The organism is Streptomyces caeni (assembly GCF_042678285.1).
In the GTDB taxonomy this organism is placed as follows: domain Bacteria; phylum Actinomycetota; class Actinomycetes; order Streptomycetales; family Streptomycetaceae; genus Streptomyces; species Streptomyces caeni.
Window position 1 is genome coordinate 10,779 of sequence record NZ_JBHUDX010000093.1, and the last position, 22,513, is coordinate 33,291.

19 protein-coding genes and 2 pseudogenes are annotated in these 22,513 nt (G+C 71.5%); 10 read left to right on the forward strand and 11 right to left on the reverse strand.

The window, feature by feature from the left end:
• Positions 1 to 22: 22 nt before the first annotated feature.
• Positions 23 to 580: pseudogene (locus ACFSL4_RS30585) on the reverse strand (carboxymuconolactone decarboxylase family protein); the annotation flags it as partial.
• A 4-nt stretch (positions 581 to 584) separates the two neighbouring features.
• Here ACFSL4_RS30585 and ACFSL4_RS30590 point away from each other — a divergent pair.
• Positions 585 to 1,103: pseudogene (locus ACFSL4_RS30590) on the forward strand (sensor histidine kinase); the annotation flags it as partial.
• Between the two features lie 59 nt (positions 1,104 to 1,162).
• On the forward strand, positions 1,163 to 1,789 hold the full coding sequence (locus tag ACFSL4_RS30595; protein ID WP_381090095.1) for a response regulator: 627 nt from the start codon (positions 1,163 to 1,165) through the stop codon (positions 1,787 to 1,789).
• 58 nt (positions 1,790 to 1,847) lie between these two features.
• Here ACFSL4_RS30595 and ACFSL4_RS30600 read toward each other — a convergent pair whose 3' ends face one another.
• Positions 1,848 to 2,108, reverse strand: coding sequence for a DUF6480 family protein (locus tag ACFSL4_RS30600; protein ID WP_381090098.1), 261 nt, complete (start codon positions 2,106 to 2,108; stop codon positions 1,848 to 1,850).
• Positions 2,109 to 2,391: 283 nt separating this feature from the next.
• Here ACFSL4_RS30600 and ACFSL4_RS30605 point away from each other — a divergent pair, with 283 nt between their 5' ends.
• The 7 genes from ACFSL4_RS30605 to ACFSL4_RS30635 all read left to right on the forward strand — a co-directional run bounded on the left by ACFSL4_RS30605 (position 2,392) and on the right by ACFSL4_RS30635 (position 10,892).
• Complete coding sequence (locus tag ACFSL4_RS30605) at positions 2,392 to 4,212, forward strand: gamma-glutamyltransferase family protein (RefSeq protein ID WP_381090027.1); 1,821 nt, start codon at positions 2,392 to 2,394, stop codon at positions 4,210 to 4,212.
• 94 nt (positions 4,213 to 4,306) lie between these two features.
• A complete protein-coding gene (locus tag ACFSL4_RS30610) occupies positions 4,307 to 5,152 on the forward strand; it encodes an inositol monophosphatase family protein (protein WP_381090029.1) in 846 nt (281 codons plus the stop codon).
• Between the two features lie 161 nt (positions 5,153 to 5,313).
• Positions 5,314 to 6,723, forward strand: coding sequence for a phytoene desaturase family protein (locus ACFSL4_RS30615; protein ID WP_381090032.1), 1,410 nt, complete (start codon positions 5,314 to 5,316; stop codon positions 6,721 to 6,723).
• Positions 6,720 to 7,229, forward strand: coding sequence for an O-acetyl-ADP-ribose deacetylase (locus ACFSL4_RS30620; RefSeq protein ID WP_381090035.1), 510 nt, complete (start codon positions 6,720 to 6,722; stop codon positions 7,227 to 7,229). The genes ACFSL4_RS30615 and ACFSL4_RS30620 overlap by 4 nt, the downstream gene beginning before the upstream one ends.
• 527 nt (positions 7,230 to 7,756) lie before the next feature.
• Positions 7,757 to 9,235: an AlkA N-terminal domain-containing protein gene (locus ACFSL4_RS30625; RefSeq protein ID WP_381090038.1), complete on the forward strand. Its 1,479-nt coding sequence runs from the start codon at positions 7,757 to 7,759 to the stop codon at positions 9,233 to 9,235.
• Positions 9,236 to 9,244: 9 nt separating this feature from the next.
• Positions 9,245 to 9,727, forward strand: coding sequence for a methylated-DNA--[protein]-cysteine S-methyltransferase (locus ACFSL4_RS30630; RefSeq protein ID WP_381090041.1), 483 nt, complete (start codon positions 9,245 to 9,247; stop codon positions 9,725 to 9,727).
• Positions 9,728 to 10,115: 388 nt separating this feature from the next.
• On the forward strand, positions 10,116 to 10,892 hold the full coding sequence (locus tag ACFSL4_RS30635) for a class I SAM-dependent methyltransferase (protein WP_381090043.1): 777 nt from the start codon (positions 10,116 to 10,118) through the stop codon (positions 10,890 to 10,892).
• 388 nt (positions 10,893 to 11,280) lie between these two features.
• Here ACFSL4_RS30635 and ACFSL4_RS30640 read toward each other — a convergent pair whose 3' ends face one another.
• Together ACFSL4_RS30640 and ACFSL4_RS30645 are read right to left on the reverse strand one after the other, a co-directional pair.
• A complete protein-coding gene (locus tag ACFSL4_RS30640; protein WP_381090046.1) occupies positions 11,281 to 12,015 on the reverse strand; it encodes an SIR2 family NAD-dependent protein deacylase in 735 nt (244 codons plus the stop codon).
• Between the two features lie 90 nt (positions 12,016 to 12,105).
• Complete coding sequence (locus ACFSL4_RS30645; protein WP_381090049.1) at positions 12,106 to 12,597, reverse strand: NUDIX domain-containing protein; 492 nt, start codon at positions 12,595 to 12,597, stop codon at positions 12,106 to 12,108.
• A gap of 179 nt (positions 12,598 to 12,776) precedes the next feature.
• On the opposite strand from ACFSL4_RS30645, the gene ACFSL4_RS30650 reads away from it, so the two are divergent.
• On the forward strand, positions 12,777 to 13,943 hold the full coding sequence (locus ACFSL4_RS30650) for a glycerate kinase (RefSeq protein ID WP_381090052.1): 1,167 nt from the start codon (positions 12,777 to 12,779) through the stop codon (positions 13,941 to 13,943).
• Positions 13,944 to 14,432: 489 nt separating this feature from the next.
• Here the strand turns inward: ACFSL4_RS30650 and pssA are convergent, their stop codons facing one another.
• From pssA to ccrA, 7 genes are all read right to left on the reverse strand, one after another.
• The gene (pssA, locus tag ACFSL4_RS30655) at positions 14,433 to 15,251 is read right to left on the reverse strand and encodes a CDP-diacylglycerol--serine O-phosphatidyltransferase (RefSeq protein ID WP_381090101.1); all 819 of its coding nucleotides are present in this window, start codon (positions 15,249 to 15,251) and stop codon (positions 14,433 to 14,435) included.
• A 22-nt stretch (positions 15,252 to 15,273) separates the two neighbouring features.
• Positions 15,274 to 15,921: a phosphatidylserine decarboxylase gene (locus ACFSL4_RS30660; RefSeq protein ID WP_381090055.1), complete on the reverse strand. Its 648-nt coding sequence runs from the start codon at positions 15,919 to 15,921 to the stop codon at positions 15,274 to 15,276.
• Positions 15,922 to 16,091: 170 nt separating this feature from the next.
• Entirely contained in the window at positions 16,092 to 17,297 is a 1,206-nt protein-coding gene (locus ACFSL4_RS30665) for an acyl-CoA dehydrogenase family protein (protein WP_381090058.1), read from the reverse strand.
• A gap of 2 nt (positions 17,298 to 17,299) precedes the next feature.
• Entirely contained in the window at positions 17,300 to 17,812 is a 513-nt protein-coding gene (locus tag ACFSL4_RS30670; protein ID WP_311693438.1) for a MaoC family dehydratase, read from the reverse strand.
• A 4-nt stretch (positions 17,813 to 17,816) separates the two neighbouring features.
• Entirely contained in the window at positions 17,817 to 18,782 is a 966-nt protein-coding gene (locus ACFSL4_RS30675) for an HpcH/HpaI aldolase/citrate lyase family protein (protein WP_381090062.1), read from the reverse strand.
• The gene (locus tag ACFSL4_RS30680) at positions 18,779 to 20,806 is read right to left on the reverse strand and encodes a protein meaA (protein ID WP_381090065.1); all 2,028 of its coding nucleotides are present in this window, start codon (positions 20,804 to 20,806) and stop codon (positions 18,779 to 18,781) included. The genes ACFSL4_RS30675 and ACFSL4_RS30680 overlap by 4 nt, the downstream gene beginning before the upstream one ends.
• A gap of 8 nt (positions 20,807 to 20,814) precedes the next feature.
• A complete protein-coding gene (gene ccrA, locus ACFSL4_RS30685) occupies positions 20,815 to 22,152 on the reverse strand; it encodes a crotonyl-CoA carboxylase/reductase (RefSeq protein WP_381090068.1) in 1,338 nt (445 codons plus the stop codon).
• Positions 22,153 to 22,513: the final 361 nt, after the last annotated feature.

Sequence of the window (22,513 nt, forward strand, 5' to 3'; positions counted from 1 at the left end):
CGGCGGGAGCCGGCGGCTGCGCTCATCGCGCCTCCCGGGCGGCCGGAAGGGGGAGCGCGGACTCGACGCGGTCGACGGCGGCGAAGGCGCCGTACGCGACCAGGCGAACCAGACACCGGTCGGTGCGGCCCGGCGCACGCCAGGCGGCCACGTCCTCATCGGCGATCCGGTACGGGGCGAGCGCCGCCAGCAGCGCGAGCCGGGCCCCGGGCCGGGAGCGGCCGGGCAGTTCTTCCCACGCGAGCGGAGGGTGCGCACCGTCCCATGTCCGGACGGCCTCCCGCACCAGGGCCCGGTCGGCCTCGTCGAGCAGGTCCCCGCCCGCCGAGGCGGCCGAGCGCAGCGCGGCGTAGGCGGGACCGACGGGTGTCCCGGCCGCCCAGGCCGGCCCCGGTCCGAGGCCGTCGAGCAGGGGCAGCGACGCGCCGGGCACGGCGCGCCTGCGCACGGTCCCGGCGATCGCTCGGCCGGCGATGCTCCGTACCGGCCGCAGCCGCTGCGCGTTTCCCGGCAGCAGCCGTTCGGTGAGAAGGGCCGAGACGATCCGGTTGATGAAGTGGAAGGCGAACGCGGTGCCCAGATTTGCCGTCCATCTCGCCCGCAAGCGCGGTCAGGAGGTGTCGCCCGCGCTGCTCGCCATCCAGGAGGCGAGCGGCGAGGCGATGCGTGAACTGCGCGCCACGCTGGACGTGCTGCGCACCGACGAGGGCGGCACCGGCACGCCCGCGCTGCTCGTGGAGCGGGCCCGCGCGGCGGGCCTGGCCGCCGAGTTGACGGTCACGGGGGACGAACGCCCGCTGCCGGCGGCCGTGGACCGCGCCGCGTACCGCATCGTCCAGGAGGCGCTGACGAACGCGGCGCGGCACGCCGGCCCCGCCAGGGTCAGCGTCCATCTCGCCTACGGCCGTGAGGCGTTGGCCGTCCGGGTCGACGACGACGGCTCCGCCTCCCCGTCGCGGCCGCCCACCCCCGGCACGGGACTGACCGGCATGCGCGAACGGGTCACCGCCCTGGGCGGCACCCTGCACGCCGCGCCCCGGGCGCAGGGAGGCTTCTCGGTGCGGGCCGCACTGCCGCTGGCGCCGGCGGAGGGGGCATCGTGAACGCGGCGGATGGGCCGAGGGCCCGCATCAGAGTCGCGCTCGTCGACGACCAGGCCCTGATGCGCGCCGGCTTCCGGGCACTGCTGGACGCCGAGGACGGCATCGAGGTGGTGGGCGAGGCTGCCGACGGCGAGCGGGGGCTGGCGCTGGTGCGCGCGCAGGTGCCCGACATCGCGCTGATCGACGTGCAGATGCCGGTGATGACGGGTATCGAGGCGACCCGCCGGATAGCCGCCGACCCGGCGCCCGCGGCCGTCCGCGTGGTGATCCTCACCAACTACGCCCTGGACGAGTACGTCTTCGAGGCGCTGCGGGCCGGCGCCAGCGGGTTCCTGCTGAAGGACACCGAGCCCGCCGACCTGCTGCAGGCGATCGAGGTGGTCGCGCGTGGCGGGGCGCTGTTGTCGCCGTCCGTCACCCGCACCCTCGTCGGAGAGTTCGTGGCCCGGCCCCCGGACCGGGCGACGGCACCGGGCCTGGAGACCCTGACCCCCCGCGAACGCGAGGTCACGGCGCTGGCCGCCCGCGGCCTGACGAACGAGGAGATCGCCGCGCACATGGTCATCAGTCCGTTCACGGCCAAGACGCACATCAGCCATGCCATGACAAAGCTGGGCGCCCGCGACCGTGCCCAGCTCGTGGTGTTCGCCTACGAGTCCGGCCTGGTGCGGGCGCGCACCGCATGACCCCCGGGCGCCGGGCCGCCGCCCGCCACCCGGACCGGTCTCCCGGTCGCAGCACCGCTCACACCGCGAGCATCACCGCGTAGGCCAGGAAGAACGCGGCCACCAGCACCGTGAGGACGAGGATCGCGGTCATCGGTGCCTTGGCCCAACCGCGTGTGCGGTCATAACTCTGCTTCGGGGCGGCGCCCGAGATGCAGCTCTCGCCGGGCGGGGTCTCGCCCGGCGGCACCCCGCCGGGCTCCACGCCCAGGGGCCGCGCCGGCTCGGAGGCGCGGTAGCGCACGTCCTGGGTGCCGCCCGCTTCCCTGTCCTGGTCCATATGGTTCATACCCACTGAATACCCCCACCGTGGGATGTCACCCTCCCATAACGTGACGAACAGGATGAACCGAATGAACCGCGTGGACCGGATCGATCACTCGGCGCCGGGCGTCGGCATCCGGGGTGCACGAGGGGCCGCGTCCGGCGTGCGCCGCAGGGGGCGGCCCCCTCTTCACCGGGGGCACCATGGTGACCGCCCTCCCCGTCGCCGTACCGTGTTCGCGTCCCGTCCCCGCCCGGCAGCCAGGACAGACCGCCGCGCGCGACCATCGAGGTGAGACATGCGGTTCACCACCCGGCCCACGCTCCAGGGCACCTTCGGCATGGTGTCCTCCACCCACTGGCTGGCCTCCCAGTCGGCGATGGCCGTGCTGGAGAGCGGCGGCAACGCGTACGACGCGGCCGTGGCGGGAGCCTTCGTCCTCCACGTCGTGGAGCCGCACCTGAACGGGCCCGCCGGTGAGGTCCCGATCCTCCTCGCCCCGGCGGGCGGCGAGGTGCGGGTGCTGTGCGGGCAGGGAGTCGCTCCCGCCGCGGCCACGATCGATCACTACCGGGGACTGGGTCTTGACCTCGTCCCCGGCACCGGGCCGCTCGCCGCGGCCGTGCCGGGCGCGTTCGACGCCTGGATGCTCCTCCTGCGCGACCACGGAACCAAGTCCCTCGCCGACGTCCTGGTCTACGCCATCGGCTACGCCGAACACGGGCACGCCCCCGTGGAGCGCGTCGGAGAGACCGTCGAGAGCGTGCGCCGGCTGTTCGAGACGGAGTGGACGTCGTCGGCCGAGGTGTACCTGCCGGGCGGGCGGCCGCCGCGCCCCGGCGCGCTGCTGCGCAATCCCGCGCTGGCCGCCACCTGGAAGCGGCTGCTCGCCGAGGTGTCACAGGCGGGCGACCGGACGGCGCAGATCGAGGCGGCGCGGGAGGTGTGGCGGTCCGGCTTCATCGCCGAGGCTCTGGTGCGCCAGGCGCGGCGGCCCACCATGGACACCAGCGGTGAGCGGCACGAGGGCACCCTGACGGCCGCCGACCTGGCGGGCTGGTCCGCCTCCTACGAGGCTCCGGCGACATACGACTGGAACGGCTGGACCGTGTGCAAGGCGGGCCCCTGGAGCCAGGGTCCCGCCCTGCTGCAGCAGCTCGCCCTGCTCCCGCCCGAGCTGCCGCCGTACGGCTCCGCGCAGTACGTGCACCTGCTGATCGAGGGCTGCAAGCTCGCCATGGCCGACCGCGAGGCGTGGTACGGCGACGCGGCCGACGTGCCGCTCGGGGAACTGCTGTCGGACGCCTACAACGCCGAGCGGCGCGCCCTGATCGGCGACAAGGCGTCGTACGAGCTGCGGCCCGGAGCCCCCGGGGGCCGTGTTCCGCGCCTGAGCGAGTACGCGCGCGTCGTGGCCGGCGGCGAGCCGGGCTTCGACGCCCTCGGGGCCGGCGAGCCCACGGTGGCCCGTGCGACCGGGAGCGGGGAGCCGGCCGTGGCGGCGGACGGGAGCACCCGCGGCGACACCTGCCATCTGGATGTCGTCGACCGCTGGGGCAACATGGTCGCGGCCACGCCCAGCGGCGGCTGGCTGCAGTCCAACCCGGTGGTGCCCGAACTCGGCTTTCCGCTCGGCACCCGCCTCCAGATGACCTGGCTGGACGAGGGGCTGCCCAACTCCCTGACACCCGGCCGCCGCCCTCGTACCACCCTCACCCCGTCGATCGCGTTGCGTGACGGGGAACCGGTACTCGCGTTCGGCACACCGGGCGGTGACCAGCAGGACCAGTGGCAGACACACTTCTTCCTGGCGGCCGTGCTGCGCCCGCCGGTCCGTGGCGGCCTCGACCTCCAGGGCGCCGTCGATGCCCCGAACTGGCACAACGACGGTTTCCCGGGATCCTTCTACCCGCGCGGGATGCGCCCCGGCAGCGTCACCGTCGAGTCCCGCATGGACCCCGGGGTCGTCGAGGAACTGCGCCGCCGCGGCCATGACGTGACCGTCGGTGATCCCTGGTCCGAGGGGCGGCTGTGCGCGGTGGCCCGGGATCCGGAGACGGGTGTGCTGTCGGCGGCGGCGAATCCCCGCGGCATGCAGGGCTACGCGGTCGGCCGCTGAACCCGGGCGCCGTGACGCCCCGTCTTCATGCCGATTCCACCCGCGGTACACCGGCTCGGCGAGGAATGTCAGGGGCGCATGCTCTCATGGAGCCATGATCGAAGACATGGAAACCATCGAGGAGTTTCTCGCCCACGGCACGTCCGACGTCGAGGAGGCCGTCCGCAGGGCCGCCGGCATGGAGATCATGCCGCGCTTCCGGCAGCTCGCCGCGCACGAGGTCGACGAGAAGAACGGCCCGCACGACCTGGTCACGGACGCCGACCGCAGGGCCGAGGTGTATCTGACCGAGGCGCTCTCCAAGATGCTGCCCTGCTCGGTCGTGGTGGGCGAGGAGGCGGTCCACGCCAATCCGGCGACCTACGACGCGATCCGGGGCGAGGCACCGGTCTGGATCATCGACCCGGTCGACGGCACCCGCCAGTTCGTCCACGGCGATCCCGGATTCTGCACGCTGGTGGCGCTCGCCCAGCGGGGTGTCGTGTACGCCTCGTGGATGTACGCGCCGGCCCTGGACCGATTCGCCACGGCGACGCGGGGCGGGGGCGCGTTCCTCGACGGTGAGCGCCTGCGGTCCGGCTCGCCCGCGCCGGGCCGTGACCTCGAGGTGGCCACGTCCCACCCGTTCTACACGACGGACGAGCAGAAGCGCGCCCTCCTCGGCCTGCAGACGGAGGGCGTCCGCCCGCGCTCGTGCGGCTCGGCGGGCCTGGAGTACCTCCACATCGCGCAGGGCCGGCTGGACGCGACAGCCTTCTCGTGGGAGGCGGCCTGGGATCACGCGGCGGGACTCCTCCTGGTCGAGGAGGCGGGCGGCGCACACCTGACGCTGACGGGCGAACGGTTCCGCGTCACGGGCGGCAACGCCCTGCCGTTCACCGCCGCCCGGGACGAGGCCACGGCACGCCGGGTGGTGGAGCTGCTCTCCGACACCGTCTGATCCCGGGCCGGGGACACCGCCCGACCGGCGCGTGCGAGACCGCCCGAGCGAAACCGTCGCTTCATCGGGAGGTGACCCCGCGCCCCGCGGGCTGCCGGTCCACCGGCATATCCTGATCCTCAGAGGCCACCGGCTGACGAAGGAGTCCGAAGGTGCCGTCGATGCTCGATGCGGTCGTGGTGGGGGCGGGGCCCAACGGGCTGACGGCTGCCGTGGAGCTGGCCCGCCGCGGCTTCTCCGTGGCGGTCTTCGAGGCCCGCGACACCATCGGCGGAGGCGCTTGCACCGAGGAGCTGACGCTGCCCGGCTTCCGGCACGACCCGTGCTCCGCGGCGCACCCCCTCGGCATCAACTCGCCCGCGTTCAGAGCGCTGCCCCTGCAGCGGTACGGACTCGAGTGGCTGCACGCCGAACTGCCGATGGCGCATCCCTTCCCCGACGGCACGGCCGCGGTGCTGTCCCGGTCCGTGGCCGAGACGGCCGCCTCGTTCGGGCCGCGCGACGCGGGGACGTACCGGCGGCTGGTGGAGCCCTTCCTGTACCGCTGGGACACGCTGGCCCGCGACTTCATGTCCCTGCCGCTCACGGCCCTCCCACGGGACCCGGTCACCCTGGCCCGCTTCGGCCTCGTCGGCCTGCCCCCGTCGACGTGGCTGATGCGCCGCTTCCGCGACGAGCGGGCGAAGACGCTGTTCTCCGGGCTCGTCGCGCATGTGATGGCACCGCTCGACGGGTTCGCCACCGGCGCGATCGGCCTGGTCTTCGCGCTGGCCGCGCACGCCCGCGGCTGGCCGGTGGCCCGCGGCGGCTCCCAGTCCGTCTCGGACGCCCTCGCCGCCTATCTCAAGGACCTCGGCGGCGCCCTCCACACCGACTACGAGGTCAAGCGCCTCGACGACCTGCCTCCGGCCCGTGCGTACGTCTTCGACACCTCGCCCACCGCCCTGGCCCGCATCGCGGGCTTCGGCAGGTACTACGAGAGCTACCGCTACGGCCCCGGAGTCTTCAAGATCGACTACGCCCTCGACGGCCCCGTGCCGTGGACCGCCGAGGAGGCGCGCGCCGCAGGCACCGTGCAGATCGGGGCGGACAGCGAGGAGATCGGCGCCGCCCTGCGCGCGGCGTCCAGAGAGGGGCGCGCGCCGGACAGGCCGTTCCTGATCACCGTGCAGCCCAGCGTCGCCGATCCCACCCGCGCCCCCGAGGGCAAGCAGGTCTTCTGGGTGTACGGCCATGTGCCGAACGGCTGGACCGGCGACCTCACCGACGCCATGGAACGCCAACTGGAGCGCTTCGCACCGGGTTTCCGCGACCGCGTCCTGGCCCGCGCCACCGCGGGCCCGCCCGAACTGGCCGCCCGCAACGCCAACTACGTCGGCGGTGACATCGCCTCCGGCGCGGCGTCCGGACTCCAGCTCCTCCTCCGTCCCAAACTCTCCCTGTTCCCCTACGGCACCCCTCACCCGGCCGTCTTCATCTGCTCGTCGGCCACCCCGCCGGGGCCCGGCGTCCACGGCATGTCGGGCCACAACGCGGCGAAGGCCGTCTGGCGTAGGCTGCGGCAGACATGACAGCCATCACGCTGCTCCGGGGCGACATCACCCGGCAGAGCGCCGACGCGATCGTCAACGCGGCCAACTCCTCGCTGCTGGGCGGGGGAGGGGTGGACGGGGCGATCCACCGGCGCGGCGGCCCCGCGATCCTGGAGGACTGCCGCAGACTCCGTGCCTCTCGGTACGGCAAAGGGCTGCGAACAGGTCAGGCCGTCGCGACCACGGCGGGCGACCTGGACGCGCACTGGGTGATCCACACGGTGGGCCCGCGATTCTCCCCCCAGGAGGACCGCTCGGCACTGCTGGCCTCGTGCTACCGGGAAGCCCTGCGCGTCGCCGACGAACTCGGCGCCCGCACGGTCGCGTTCCCGGCCGTCTCCGCCGGTGTCTACGGCTGGCCGCTGGAGGACGCGGCCCGGATCGCGGTGGAGACGGTCAGGGCCGCGGCGACGGAGGTCGAGGAGGTCAGGTTCGTCCTCTTCGACGAACGGGCCTACGAGGCGTTCGCCGGGCAACTGGCCTGAGGTTTCGGCGTCCCGGCGCCCCGGCGTCCCGGCGCCCTGGCGCCCTGGCGTCCTGGCGTCCTGGCGTCCCTGCGTCTTGGCGTCCCTGCGTCTTGGCGTCCCTGCGTCTTGGCGTCCTGGTGTCCTGGCGTCCTGGCGTCCCTGCGTCTTGGCGGCCTGGCGGCCTGGCGGCCTGGCGGCCTGGTGTCCTGGCGGCCCGGCGGCCCGGCGGTCTGAAGGGACCGCGTCCGACCGGCCGCCCCATAGCATTGCCGACCATGGGATGGAGATCTTGGGGCAGGAAGAAGCCCGCTCCCCCCGCCGGCCAGGGGGTCCTCGACTCCGCCGGGGTCAGCACCGGAACACGCCGACTGGCGGAGACGTGACGACAGCGAGCCGACCTACACGGCCAGGGAGCCCTCCGGTACTCCTGTTCGTGAGCGGCGGCGCCCGGATCGCCCGGTCGCGATCGCGGAAACGGCTGGTCGGCCCACGTACATGTCGCATTCCCGCCAGCCGGGCCCCTGCCCATGCCCGATGCTGGAGCCATGCGGAACGGGATGCACCACGACAGGGAGCGTTGCCTGAGAGCCGTACGGTCCAAGGACGCGCGCTTCGACGGCTGGTTCTTCACGGCGGTCCTGACCACGCGGATCTACTGCCGGCCCAGCTGCCCGGCCGTGCCGCCGAAGCCGGAGAACATGACGTTCCACCCGAGCGCGGCCGCATGCCAGCAGGCCGGATTCCGGGCCTGCAAGCGCTGCCGCCCGGACACCAGTCCCGGCTCCCCCGAGTGGAACCACCGCGCCGATCTCGTCGCCCGCGCCATGCGGCTCATCGCCGACGGCGTCGTCGACCGCGAGGGCGTGCCCGGCCTCGCCGTCCGCCTCGGCTACAGCACCCGTCAGATCGAGCGCCAGCTCCTCGGCGAACTCGGCGCCGGACCTCTCGCGCTCGCCCGGGCCCAGCGCGCCCAGACCGCCCGGCTGCTCATCGAGACGACCGCGCTGCCGATGGCGGAGATCGCGTTCGCGGCCGGATTCTCCTCCATCCGCACCTTCAACGACACCGTGCGTGAGGTCTTCGCGCTCTCCCCGAGCGAACTGCGCGACCGCCTGCCGCGGACGACGGCGATGGCTCCGGGGGCCCTGAGCCTGCGACTGCCGTTCCGCGCCCCGCTCAACCCCGACAACCTCTTCGGCCACCTCGCCGCGACCGCCGTGCCCGGCGTGGAGGAGTGGCGGGACGGCGCGTACCGGCGCACGCTGCGGCTGCCGTTCGGCCATGGGATCGTGGCGCTGACCCCGCAGGCCGACCACATCGCCTGCCGCCTCACCCTCAGCGACATGCGCGACCTGCCCGTCGCCATCAGCCGCTGTCGCCGCATGCTCGACCTGGACGCAGACCCGGTCGCGGTCGACGGCCAACTGCGCACGGATCCGGTGCTCGCGCCCCTGGTCGACAAGGCACCCGGCCGCCGGGTGCCGCGCACCGTCGACGAGGCGGAATTCGCCGTACGGGCCGTTCTGGGCCAGCAGGTCTCCACGGCCGCCGCCCGCACCCACGCGGCCCGCCTGGTCACCGCCCACGGCGAACCGGTCCACGATCGCGAAGGCGGCCTCACCCACCTGTTCCCGGCGCCCGAGGCACTCGCCGCGCTCGACCCGGCCACGCTCGCGATGCCGCGCACCCGCCGCACCACGTTCGCCACACTCGTCCGCCGGCTCGCCGATGGATCACTTCACCTCGGCGTCGAGAGCGACTGGGAGGACAGCCGCGCCCGGCTGCTGTCCCTGCCCGGCTTCGGCCCCTGGACGGTCGACGTGATCGCCATGCGCGCGCTCGGCGATCCTGACGCGTTCCTGCCGACCGACCTCGGCATCCGGCGCGCCGCACAGGGACTGGGACTGCCGTCCACCCCGGCCGCGCTCACGGCACGCGCGGCGGCCTGGCGGCCGTGGCGGGCGTACGCGGTCCAGTACCTGTGGGCGACGGACGGTCACCCGATCAACTTCCTTCCCGTGTGAGGACCTTCCATGAAGCAGCACACCGTGATCGACAGCCCGTACGGCCCCCTGACCCTGGTCGGTACGGACGGCGTCCTGTCCGGCCTCTACATGGTGGGCCAGCGTCACCGTCCACCCGAGGAGGCCTTCGGCGAGCGCGACGACACGCCCTTCGACGAGGCGGCCGAGCAACTGGCGGCTTATTTTGCGGGCGAGTTGAAGGAGTTCACCCTGGAACTGCGCCTGCAGGGCACGCCCTTCCAGCACAGCGTCTGGGAGCAGTTGCGCATGATCCCCTACGGCGAGACCCGCTCGTACGGCCAACTCGCCGACGCCCTGGGCAACCCGGGCGCCTCGCGCGCTGTCGGCCTCGCCAACGGCAAGAACCCGATCGGCATCATCGTGCCCTGCCACCGAGTCGTGGGCGCGAACGGCGGTCTGACGGGCTACGGCGGCGGCCTGGACCGCAAGAAGCGCCTGCTGGACTTCGAGAGCGGCACGGCCCTCTTCTGAGCGCCGTGTGGGCGAGCCGAACCACCCGGACGGCCGACACGGAGCCCAGCGGGCCAGACGGCGGACGGCGTGCGGGCTGCCGGGAGGGGGCGCGGGTTCGACGCCGGTCCGGATCGGCGCACGGCCTTCTCGTGCCCGTCTCACCGCCTTTTCCGCGCAGGGGACGACTTGCGCGTCGCCCTCCCGTGTTTCACGCTGCACACGTCGGCCCGCATCAGCCGGCCGGCCGATGCGGGGATCGTCCGATGCGGGGGTCGTCCGAACCGCCTCGGGACCGCGGCCGGTCGGCCGAGCAGGATCTGCCGCCCATGCACCGGGGCCCGCGTCAGGATCCGCGGGGCGCGGCGGTCGGCCGCCGCGTTCGTGCCAGCCGGGAAGGAAGAACCGCGTGCCGGCCAAGAACGTCAGCGCCAATCGCGCCGCCCTCGGGCACCGCATCGCCTACGCCCTGCGCCATCCCGAGCGGGTGCCGCGCCATATGGCCCGAGCCGCCCGGGACGTGTGGCTGCGTCACCGCTCGCCGGACCACGTCTCCTACTACCGCGCCGTGATGCGGTCCGACACCCGCGCCGACCCGGACGCGGCCGTCGGCAGCCGCAACCGTGAGCGGTGGCTGGCACTGGGGGCGATGCAGTTCGACTATCTGCTCGGCCATGGTCTGCTCCCGCGGCACCGCATGCTGGAGATCGGCTGCGGCAACCTGCGCGGAGGCTGGCGGTTCATCCGCCACCTGGAGCCGGGGCACTACTACGGCATCGACATCTCGCCCGACATCCTCTTCGCCGCGCACGACACGATCGTGGCGATGGGCCTGCAGAAACGGCTCCCCACCCTGACTCCCGTACGAGACCTGACGCTGCGCTTCCTGCCGGACGCCCACTTCGACGTGGTGCATGCGCACAGCGTCTTCTCGCACTCGCCGCTGCCGGTCATCGAGGAGTGCCTGGCCAACGTCGGCAGGGTGCTCGCACCGGGCGGCTGGTTCGACTTCACCTTCGACCGCACCGAGGGCGAGGAACACCACGTGCTGCGGGAGGACTTCTACTACCGCACCGAGACACTCCTCGCCCTGGCCCAAAACCACGGCCTTGCGGCCCGCTTCATGGAGGACTGGGAGGAACTGCCCCACGGCCAGTCCAAGATCCGCGTCACCCGCTCCCCGTAGCGCCGGGAGACCGCCGCCGAGCACCTTGCATGGTCACGCGGGTGCGGACGCGACCCGGCTCGCCCGGGGCGTACCGCAGAACGCGACCTTGACAGCAGGGGGGACATGGCGGCAAGTGACGTGCAGGTCCGGACTGGAATCGTCGGAACCTTCGCCACCGTCGAGGTCAGTGTTCCCGGGGTGCTGAACTTCCAGCGGAAGCGGGACAAGTCTGCAGCGGTCGGGGCGGCATTCGAAGTGCGGTGGCCACGGCGGATTCCTCATCTGCTCCTTTGACCCGGAACACCCGCTGCTGTTCCACAGCCGGTGAACGCGGCCCGGCCGCTCGACTCACCGGACACCGCCCGGTCGGGCCGGACGCGGGGCTTTCCCACGCCGGCGAGACCGTTCAGGGACCGGTCCGGCGAAGACGGCGCAGCAGTTCGGGCAGGGCGGTGCCGATGGGTTCGCGGATCACCTCGTCGGCCAGGTCGTCGTACGGTGTCGGTTCGGCGTTGACGATGACCAGCCGCGCGCCGTGGTCGGCGGCCACGCCCGCGAGTCCGGCGGCGGGCTGGACCTGGAGGCTGCTGCCGACGGCGATGAACACGGTGCACGCCTTGGTGATGGCGACGGCCTCGCCGAGGACGACGGGGTCGAGCCGTTCGCCGAACATCACCGTGGCCGACTTGAGGATCCCGCCGCACTCCAGGCACAGCGGGTCGTCCTCGCCGGCCTCGACACGGGCGAGCGCGTCCTCCATGGACCCGCGCGCATGACAGCGTGTGCAGACGACGCTGCGGACCGTGCCGTGCAGTTCGAGCACCTTGCGGGCGGGCATCCCGGCGAGCTGGTGCAGCCCGTCGACGTTCTGCGTGATCACGCGCACGGCCACGCCGGACCGCTCCAGCTCGGCAAGGGCCCGGTGCGCGGCGTTCGGCTCGGCCGTCAGCGCCCGGTTCTCGCGCCGCATCTGCCATGAGCGCCGCCGGATCTCCGGATCGCCCATGTAGTACTGGTACGTCACGAGCTTCTCGGCCTCGGGATCCCGGCGCCACAGACCGTTGGGCCCGCGGTAGTCGGGGATCCCGGAATCGGTCGAGATGCCGGCACCGCTCAGGACGGCGACGAGGGGCTTGGTCATGCGACCGAGGGTAGGCCGGGCGATCCGGACGCGGCGAACGGATATCGGCCCCCGGCGGTGGCGGAGCCGCAGCCGTCCGGCGCCTCGCCGTCAGCCGACCCGGTGGCCGTTCTCCAGCTCCGCCGTCCCCGCGCCCTCGGCAAGCACGTCGAGTGCGGCCAGGACACGCAGGCCCAGCTCGCCCGGCAGGTACCCGGTGAGTCCGTCGCGCGGCACGAACCGCCAGGACAGCAGTTCCTCCTCCTGCAGACGGATCGCCTTGATGTCGTCCTCGGCGAGCACCCCGCCGTCGTACACATACGCCACCAGGGGCGGCCGCCCCACCCCGTGCACCCAGTCCACCGCGAGCAGCCGCCCGAGCCCGACGTCGAGTCCGATCTCCTCGGCGGTCTCCCGCCGGGCACCCTGCCGCGGTGTCTCCCCGTCGTCCGACTCGATCGTTCCGCCCGGAAGCGTCCAGCCGTCACGGTAGTTGGGCTCGACGAGCAGCACCCGGCCCTCGGCGTCGCGGAAGAGCGCGGCGGCGCCGGCGATGATGCGGGGGAGGGAGGCGATGTAGGCGGCGAAGTCTGGAGTGGTCATTCAGGAAGCGTAACCAGAGGTCGGGGCACACCTCGCGGACACGATCTGCTGCGCATCCCTGAGGCATTGGTGCGCCCCTCACGCTCCCACGGCTGAAGGCATGACGGCCGGTGCGGGCTCCGGTTAGGGTCACAGCGGCGCGACTGCCTTGACGTGCGCAAGGCGTGGAGAGCAAGGGGATGCAGGTGGCGGACGCTGCAGTGAACGACACCCGGCCGGCGCGGCGGGTACTCATCGCCGCGGACAAGTTCAGGGGGTCGCTGACGGCCGTGCAGGTCGCCGAGCGGGTGACGAGGGGGCTGCGCAGAGTCGTGCCGGACCTCGAAGTCGAGGCGCTGCCCGTGGCCGACGGCGGGGACGGGACGGTGGACGCGGCGGTCGCGGCCGGGTTCGAGCGGCGTGGGGTGCGGGTCGCGGGTCCCCTCGGTCAGGAGGTGACGGCGGCGTTCGCGCTGCGCGGTGACACCGCGGTCGTGGAGATGGCGGAGGCGAGCGGGCTGCAGCGGCTGCCCGCCGGGGTCTTCGCGCCGCTGACCGCGTCCACGTACGGCGCCGGGGAACTGCTGCGGGCGGCGCTGGACGCCGGGGCGCGGACGATCGTGTTCGGGGTCGGGGGGAGCGCGACGACGGACGGGGGCGCGGGGATGCTGTCCGCGCTCGGGGCGCGCCTCCTCGACGGCGGGGGAGAGCCGGTGGCACCGGGCGGGGGCGGCCTGCCGGAACTCGCCCGTGCCGATCTGTCGGGCCTCGACCCGCGGCTGGCCTCGGTCGACCTGGTGCTGGCGAGCGACGTCGACAATCCGCTGACCGGGCCGACGGGCGCGCCGGCCGTGTACGGGCCGCAGAAGGGTGCCTCGCCAAACGACGTGGCGACGCTGGATGCGGCGCTCGCCCACTACGCGAAGGTGCTGGAGGAGGCGGTCGGTCCCCGGGCGGCTCAGTACGCCGCGTCCCCCGGTGCCGGCGCCGCGGGCGGCATCGGGTACGGGGCGCTGATCCTCGGCGCGCGGTTCCGGCCCGGCATCGAGGTCATGCTGGACGTGCTGGGCTTCGCGCCGGCGCTGGAGCGGGCTTCGCTGGTGATCACGGGCGAGGGCTCGCTGGACGAGCAGACGCTGCACGGCAAGGCCCCGGCGGGCGTCGCCGCCGCCGCGCGGGCGGCCGGCAAGGAGGTGGTCGCGGTCTGCGGCCGCCTGGCCCTGCCGCCGGCGGTGCTGGGGCGGGCCGGCATCCGCCGGGCCTACCCGCTGACGGAGACGGAGCCTGACGTCGCGAGGTGCATCGCGGAGGCAGGACCGATCCTTGAGCGGGTGGCAGAGCGGATCGCCCGGGACTTCCTGGCCTGACGGAAAGCCGCTGCCACCCGGATACGACCGGAACCGGCACCGCACCCCCGGCCGTCCCGCTCCCGGTCGTCTTGTCTCTCGGGTTCCTGGTGGTTCCGGCTTCCGCTTCTTCGGTCTGGGGCGTCCCGCCCCTCGGGCTCCCGGTAGCTCCGGCTTCTGGTTCTTCGGTCCCGGTCGTCTTGTCTCTCGGGTTCCTGGTGGTTCCGGCTTCCGCTTCTTCGGTCTGGGGCGTCCCGCCCCTCGGGCTCCCGGTAGCTCCGGCTCCTGGCTCTTCGGTCTCGGTCGTCCCGGCCGCTGCCCATCGGCCATGTCCCGGCCGCCCCCAGCCGTCCCGGCAACCGGCCCCCCGGCCGCCGATGCCGGCTCCGGAGGCCCGGTTCGAGGGGGGAGCGGTGGGCAGACGAAGGGCCCCGAACCGTATGGTTCGGGGCCCTTCCCGTCGTATGGCCGTCTATGGCCGCCGTACGGCCGTAGACGCCGTCACCGGCCCTACGGCAGCTGCGCCGCCCGTGCCTCGCGGCGGTTGTCCCGGAAGTTGTGGACACGGCGGGCCGTGGCGAACAGCGGGATCACCGCGCCCATGACCAGCTGCAGCGCACAGCCCGTCTGGAGGAGGAGCTGACCGCTGGGGGCGTCGAACGCCCATGCCGCCAGGAGGCCCATGGACAGGACGATCCAGGCCAGCATCGCGACCGCCAGGCGGCCCCGGGGCTTGGGGTACTCCACGCGGCTCACCATCAGCCACGCTGTGCCGAGGATCGCCAGCAGGGTGGCGAAGAACGGCAGCTCCAGCAGGACGATCGAGACCACCGTCAGCGCGCCGAAGGGCGAGGGCATGCCCTGGAACATGCCGTCCTTCATCGTCACGCAAGAGAAGCGGGCCAGTCTCAGGACCACGGCGAGCAGCACCACGATCGCTCCGAGCGCGGCCACTCTCTGGTGCGCGTCGTCCGCGACCATGCCGTAGACCAGCACGAAGTACGCGGGCGCCAGGCCGAAGCTGATCAGGTCGGAGAGGTTGTCCAGCTCCGCGCCCATCGGGGAGGAGCGCAGCTTGCGGGCCACGAGGCCGTCGAACAGGTCGAAGACGGCCGCGCACAGCATCAGGATGACGGCCGTGGCCGCGCTGTGCCGGGCCATGCCGGTCGACTCGTCGTTGCCCGTCAGGTGCGGGATCAGAATGCCGGTGGTGGTGAAGTACACCGCCATGAAGCCGCATGTGGCGTTGCCGAGGGTGAGGGTGTCCGCTATCGAGAGGCGGAGCGAGAGAGGCATCTCCTCCTCGTCCACGTCGTCCGCCTCCGGCACCCAGTCGGACTGGGTATCGGGATCAATCACGGTCAAGACGAGTCACCCCAGCCACGGTCTTCTGGCCGACCTCCACCGCGACGTCCACGCCCTCGGGCAGGTAGAGGTCGACGCGCGAGCCGAAGCGGATCAGACCGATGCGGTCGCCCTGCTCGACCTTGGTGCCCTGGGGCAGGTAGGGCACGATACGGCGGGCGACGGCGCCGGCGATCTGGATCATCTCGATGTCACCGAGTTCGGTGTCGAAGTGCCAGACGACGCGCTCGTTGTTCTCGCTCTCCTTGTTGAACGCGGGAACGAAGCCGCCCGGGATGTGCTCGACCGACGTCACCGTGCCGGCGAGCGGGGCGCGGTTGACGTGCACGTTGAGCGGGCTCATGAAGATCGCGACGCGGGTGCGCCCGTCCTTCCACGGCATGATGCTCTGCACCACACCGTCGGCGGGCGAGATGACCCGGCCCCGGGTGATCTCGCGCTCGGGGTCGCGGAAGAACCACAGCATGCCCGCCGCCAGCGCGGTGGCGGGCACGGCCACGGCCTTGGCGGCGCCGGAGCGGCGGGCCCGGGCCAGGCTGAGGGCTGCGGTGGCAACGGTCGGGAGAAGCCACGGCGATGCTCCGCGCGCGAGGCGGACCCGGCCGCGTGGTGCAGAGGTTTGGCTGTGGGGCATGGATGACCTTCGTAGCGGATGATGCCGCGCTTCGACGGGGGACGGCGGCTTTCCGGCGATCGTACCGGTCATGGGCCGCAACTGGGCAAGCCAGGAAGCCGAGTCGGCGGCCGAAGAGTGTTGACGGGGTGTGATCTTCTTCGTGAAGAAAACACCCCGAACACGGGCACTTACCCCTGCAGTCGATACTCTTCGAGCAGCCGGCGACCGATGATCATTTTCTGGATTTCGGCGGTGCCTTCGCCGATGAGCAGCATCGGGGCCTCACGGTAGAGGCGCTCGATCTCGTACTCCTTCGAGAAGCCGTAGCCGCCGTGGATCCGGAAGGCATCCTCCACGACCTCCTTGCAGTACTCGGAGGCGAGGTACTTCGCCATCCCTGCTTCGAGGTCGTTTCGTTCACCCGAGTCCTTTTTGCGCGCTGCATTCACCATCATGGCATGAGCGGCCTCGACCTTGGTAGCCATCTCGGCCAGCTTGAACTGGATGGCCTGGTGCTGGGCGATCGGCTTGCCGAAGGTGTGCCGCTGCTGGGCGTAGGAGACGCCCAGCTCGAAGGCGCGCTGAGCAACGCCGCAGCCACGCGCCGCGACGTTCACCCGGCCGACCTCGACGCCGTCCATCATCTGGTAGAAGCCGCGGCCGGTGACCCCGCCGAGCACCCGGTCGGCCGGAACACGCAGGCCGTCCATGATGAGCTCCGTGGTGTCCACGCCCTTGTAGCCCATCTTGTCGATCTTCCCGGGGACCGTGAGGCCGGGGCGGACCTCTCCGAAGCCGGGCTCCTTCTCCACCAGGAAGGTCGTCATCGACTTGTGGGGCGCCGTGCCCTCGGGGTGTCCTTCGTCACTTCGGACGAGAACGGCGACGAGCGAGGACGTGCCGCCGTTCGTCAGCCACATCTTCTGGCCGTTGAGGACGTACTCGTCGCCGTCCTTGACCGCCTTCGACGTGATGGCCGACACATCGGAGCCCAGCCCGGGCTCCGACATCGAGAAGGCGCCGCGGATCTCGCCCAGCGCCATCTTCGGCAGGAAGTGGTCCTTCTGCTCCTGCGTGCCGTGCTGCTTGAGCATGTACGCCACGATGAAGTGCGTGTTGATGATGCCGGAGACCGACATCCAGCCGCGGGCGATCTCCTCCACGCACAGCGCGTAGGTGAGGAGCGACTCGCCCAGGCCGCCGTACTCCTCGGGGATCATCAGGCCGAACAGGCCCAGCTCCTTGAGGCCGTCGACGATCTGCTGCGGGTACTCGTCGCGGTGCTCCAGCTCCGTCGCGACCGGGATGATCTCCTTGTCCACGAAGTCCCGGACCGTGGAGACGATCTCCTGCTGGACGTCCGTCAGACCGGCGGTCTGGGCGAGTCGTGCCATGGCTACTTCTCCTGCTGCTTCAGCTCCGGGCGGCCGGGCTGCTCGCCGCCGCGCTCCTTGATGTACGTCTCGGTGGGGACCATCACCTTGCGGCGGAACACGCACACCAGCGTGCCGTCCTGCTTGTAGCCCTTGGTCTCGACATGCACGATGCCGCGGTCGTTCTTCGACTTCGACGGCCACTTGTCGAGCACGGTCGTCTCGCCGTAGATCGTGTCCCCGTGGAAGGTCGGCGCCACGTGCTTGAGCGACTCGATCTCCAGGTTGGCGATCGCCTTGCCGGAGACGTCCGGCACGGACATGCCGAGCAGCAGCGAGTAGATGTAGTTGCCGACGACGACGTTCTTGCCGAAGTCCGTCGTCTTCTCCGCATAGTTCGTGTCCATGTGGAGCGGGTGGTGGTTCATGGTGAGGAGACAGAACAGGTGGTCGTCGTACTCCGTGACCGTCTTGCCCGGCCAGTGCTTGTACGTCGCCCCGACCTCGAACTCCTCGTAGGTGCGTCCGAACTGCATGGCCCTACGCCTCCGGGATCTCGAACGTGCTGGTGCGCTGCATGCCGGCGGCGCGGCCCTTGCCCGCGATGACCAGCGCCATCTTGCGGCTCGCCTCGTCGATCATCTCGTCGCCGAGCATCGCCGAGCCCTTCTTGCCGCCCGCCTCGGACGTGCAGTACTCGTACGCGTCCAGGATCAGCTCGGCGTGGTCGTAGTCCTCCTGGGAGGGCGAGAACACCTCGTTGGCGGCGTCCACCTGGCCCGGGTGCAGCACCCACTTGCCGTCGAAGCCGAGCGCGGCGGCACGCGCCGCGACCTCGCGGAAGCCGTCCACGTTGCGGATCTGCAGGTAGGGGCCGTCGATCGCCTGGAGGTTGTTGGCACGGGCGGCCATCAGGATCTTCATCAGGATGTAGTGGTAGGCGTCCGCCGGGTAGCCGGGCGGCTGCTCGCCCACGACCAGCGACTTCATGTTGATCGACGCCATGAAGTCGGCCGGGCCGAAGATGATCGTCTCGATGCGAGGGGAAGCCTGCGCGATCTCGTTGACGTTGTTGAGGCCCTGCGCGTTCTCGATCTGCGCCTCGATGCCGATGCGGCCGACCTCGAAGCCCATCGTCTTCTCGATCTGCGTCAGCAGCAGGTCGAGCGCGACGACCTGTTCGGCGTTCTGCACCTTCGGCAGCATGATGCAGTCGAGGTTCGGGCCGGCGCCCTCGACGACCGTCACGACGTCACGGTACGTCCACTCGGTCGTCCAGTCGTTGACGCGTACGACCCTGGTCTTGCCGGTCCAGTCGCCCTCGTTGAGGAACTTCACGATGGTGTGGCGCGCCTCCGGCTTGGCCAGCGGGGCGCACGCGTCCTCCAGGTCGAGGAAGACCTGGTCGGCGGGGAGGCCCTGCGCCTTCTCCAGGAAGCGGGGGTTGCTCCCGGGGACCGCGAGGCAGGAGCGCCGCGGACGCAGGCGGTTGACGGGCGTAGTCATGCGGGGACCTCCAGGGGGTCGAGCTTGTTCGCTGTGCGGATCTCGTCGACGATACGGCCGATGATCCCGGTGATGTCGAAGTCCTTCGGGGTGAAGACCGCGGCCACTCCCGCGGCCCTGAGCTGCTCGGCGTCGCCGCTGGGGATGATCCCGCCGGCGATCACCGGGATATCGGCAGCACCGGCAGCGCGCAGCCGCTCCAGCACGTCCGGCACCAGCCGGGAGTGGGAGCCGGAGAGGATCGAGAGGCCGACCGCGTGCACGTCCTCGGCGAGGGCCGCGTCCACGATCTGCTCCGGTGTCAGCCGGATGCCCTGGTAGACCACCTCGAACCCGGCGTCACGGGCCCGCACGGCGATCTGCTCGGCGCCGTTGGAGTGACCGTCCAGGCCGGGCTTGCCCACCAGGAAGCGGAGCTTGCCGACGCCGAGCTCCCGGGCGGTGGCGTCCACCTTGCGGCGCACCGCGGCGAGGGCCGTGCCCTCCTCGGCGGCCACGGCGACCGGCGCGGAGGAGACCCCGGTCGGCGCGCGGAACTCGCCGAACACCTCCCTGAGGGCCCCGGCCCACTCGCCGGTGGTGACCCCGGCGCGGGCGCACTCCAGGGTGGCCTCCATGAGGTTGTCGGTACCCTTGGCCGCCTCCTTCAGCCGCTCCAGCGCCTTGCACGGGCGCGGGTGGTTGAAGGGCGGTTGGTAGCGGGTGTCGCGCCATTCCTGGAGCGCGGTGACGACGCGGGCCTCGACCGCCGGGTCGACGGTCTGGATCGCGGTGTCCAGGTCGGCCGTGAGCGGGTTGGGCTCGGTCGTCTCGAAGATGTTGACGCCGACGATCTTCTCCTGGCCGGACTCGATGCGGGCCCGGCGCTCCGCGTGCGAGGCGACGAGCTGCGACTTGAGGTAGCCGGACTCGACGGCGGCCATGGCGCCGCCCATCTCCTGGATGCGCTCGATCTCGGCGAACGACTCCTCGACGAGCTCGTTCACCTTGGCCTCGACGACCTTGGAGCCTTCGAAGATGTCGCCGTACTCCAGCAGGTCGCTCTCGTGCGCGAGCACCTGCTGGATGCGCAGCGACCACTGCTGGTCCCAGGGCCGGGGAAGACCCAGCGCCTCGTTCCAGGCCGGGAGCTGCACGGCACGTGCGCGGGCGTCCTTCGACAGGGTCACGGCCAGCATCTCGAGCACGATCCGCTGGACGTTGTTCTCCGGCTGGGCCTCCGTCAGGCCCAGGGAGTTGACCTGGACGCCGTAGCGGAAGCGGCGGTGCTTGGGGTCCTCGATGCCGTAGCGCTCGCGTGTGATCCGGTCCCAGATCCGGCCGAAGGCCCGCATCTTGCACATCTCCTCGACGAAGCGGACGCCCGCGTTCACGAAGAAGGAGATGCGGCCGACGACGTCGCCCATGCGTTCCTGCGGCACCTGCCCGCTGTCGCGCACCGCGTCGAGGACGGCGATCGCCGTCGACATCGCGTACGCGATCTCCTGCACCGGCGTGGCGCCCGCCTCCTGCAGGTGGTAGCTGCAGATGTTGATCGGGTTCCACTTGGGGATGTGGGAGACCGTGTACGCGATCATGTCGGTCGTCAGCCGGAGCGAGGGCCCGGGCGGGAACACGTGCGTGCCGCGGGACAGGTACTCCTTGACGATGTCGTTCTGGGTCGTCCCCTGGAGCTTGGTGATGTCGGCGCCCTGCTCCTCGGCGACGACCTGGTAGAGCGCCAGCAGCCACATGGCGGTGGCGTTGATGGTCATCGACGTGTTCATCTGCTCCAGCGGGATGTCCTGGAACAGCCGGCGCATATCACCGAGGTGCGCGACCGGGACCCCGACCCGGCCGACCTCGCCGCGGGCGAGGACGTGGTCGGGGTCGTAGCCGGTCTGCGTCGGCAGGTCGAACGCCACCGACAGGCCGGTCTGGCCCTTGGCGAGGTTGCGCCGGTACAACTCGTTGGACGCCTCGGCCGTGGAGTGACCGGCGTAGGTACGCATCAGCCACGGCCGGTCCTTCTGACGCTCACTCATGTGCGACCTCAGATGTTCCGGAAGCGGTTGATGGCGTCGATGTGCTCCGCGCGCATCTCCTCGTCGCGCACGCCCAGGCCCTCCTGGGGCGCGAGGCACAGCACGCCGACCTTGCCCTGGTGGAGGTTGCGGTGCACGTCGTAGGCGGCCTGGCCGGTCTCCTCCAGCGGGTAGACCTTCGACAGCGTCGGGTGGATCTTGCCCTTGGAGACGAGCCGGTTGGCCTCCCACGCCTCGCGGTAGTTGGCGAAGTGGGAGCCGACGATCCGCTTCAGGGACATCCACAGGTAGCGGTTGTCGTACTGGTGCTGGTAGCCCGAGGTGGAGGCGCAGGTCACGATCGTGCCGCCCTTCCTCGTGACGTACACCGAGGCGCCGAAGGTCTCACGGCCGGGGTGCTCGAAGACGATGTCCACGTCTTCGCCGCCCGTCAGCTCGCGGATGCGCTTGCCGAACCGCTTCCACTCCTTGGGGTCCTGGGTGTGCTCGTCCTTCCAGAACCGGTAGTCCTCGGCGTTGCGGTCGATGATCAGCTCGGCGCCCATCTTCCGGCAGATCTCGGCCTTCTGCTCGCTGGAGACGACACAGATCGGGGTGGCGCCGCCCGCGAGCGCGAACTGTGTGGCGTACGAGCCGAGGCCGCCGCTCGCGCCCCAGATCAGCACGTTGTCGCCCTGCTTCATCTGGGCGCCGTTGCGGGAGACGAGCTGCCGGTAGGCGGTCGAGTTGACCAGGCCGGGGGCGGCGGCCTCCTCCCAGCTCAGGTGGCCCGGTTTGGGCATCAGCTGGTTGGACTTGACGAGCGCGATCTCGGCGAGGCCGCCGAAGTTGGTCTCGAAGCCCCAGATGCGCTGCTCGGGGTCGAGCATGGTGTCGTTGTGGCCGTCGGAGGACTCCAGCTCCACCGACAGGCAGTGCGCGACGACCTCGTCGCCCGGCTTCCAGGCGTTGACGCCCGGGCCGGTGCGCAGGACCACGCCCGCGAGGTCGGAGCCGATGATGTGGTACGGCAGGTCGTGGCGCTTGGTCAGCTCGGAGAGCTTTCCGTAGCGCTCCAGGAAGCCGAAGGTCGGCAGCGGTTCGAAGATCGACGTCCACACCGAGTTGTAGTTGACCGAGGAGGCCATGACGGCGACGAGGGCCTCGCCCGGTCCCAGCTCGGGCAGCGGGACGTCGTCGAGGTGCAGGGACTTGCGGGGGTCCTTGTCACGGGTGCTGAGCCCCGCGAACATCTCCGTCTCGTCCTTGTGCACGGTGACCGCGCGGTACGAGTCGGGGAGCGGCAGGGCGGCGAAGTCGGCGGACGTGGCCGTCCCCGACTGGATCGCGTCCAGGATGTCCTTCACGGTGGTGCCTCCGGCGAATGGCGTCTTGAGGGGAGACGCTGAGGGTTACGTCGGTGCTGCTGCTGGTGTGAGGGGTGCCGTCGGTTCGGCGGGGTGGTGCTGTGGCAGCGCTTTGTGGCGCGGGAAGTTGCCTGTGACGCAGGCGTCCGGGCGCGCTCGCCGTGGCTTGCGGGGACAGCCGGCGTACGAGAGGTCTCTGCACGCCGGCCGCCCGGACCCCTTCACCGTATGGCACGGCGTGTCACTCGGCAAGGCACTGCGTGCCAGATGTTGCTCTCAGATGAAATCTTTACGTAACAGATGAGCGATGATCGATCAAATCCGGCGTCCGGGCCCACGGAAACGGGTCGGCGGCGGCACC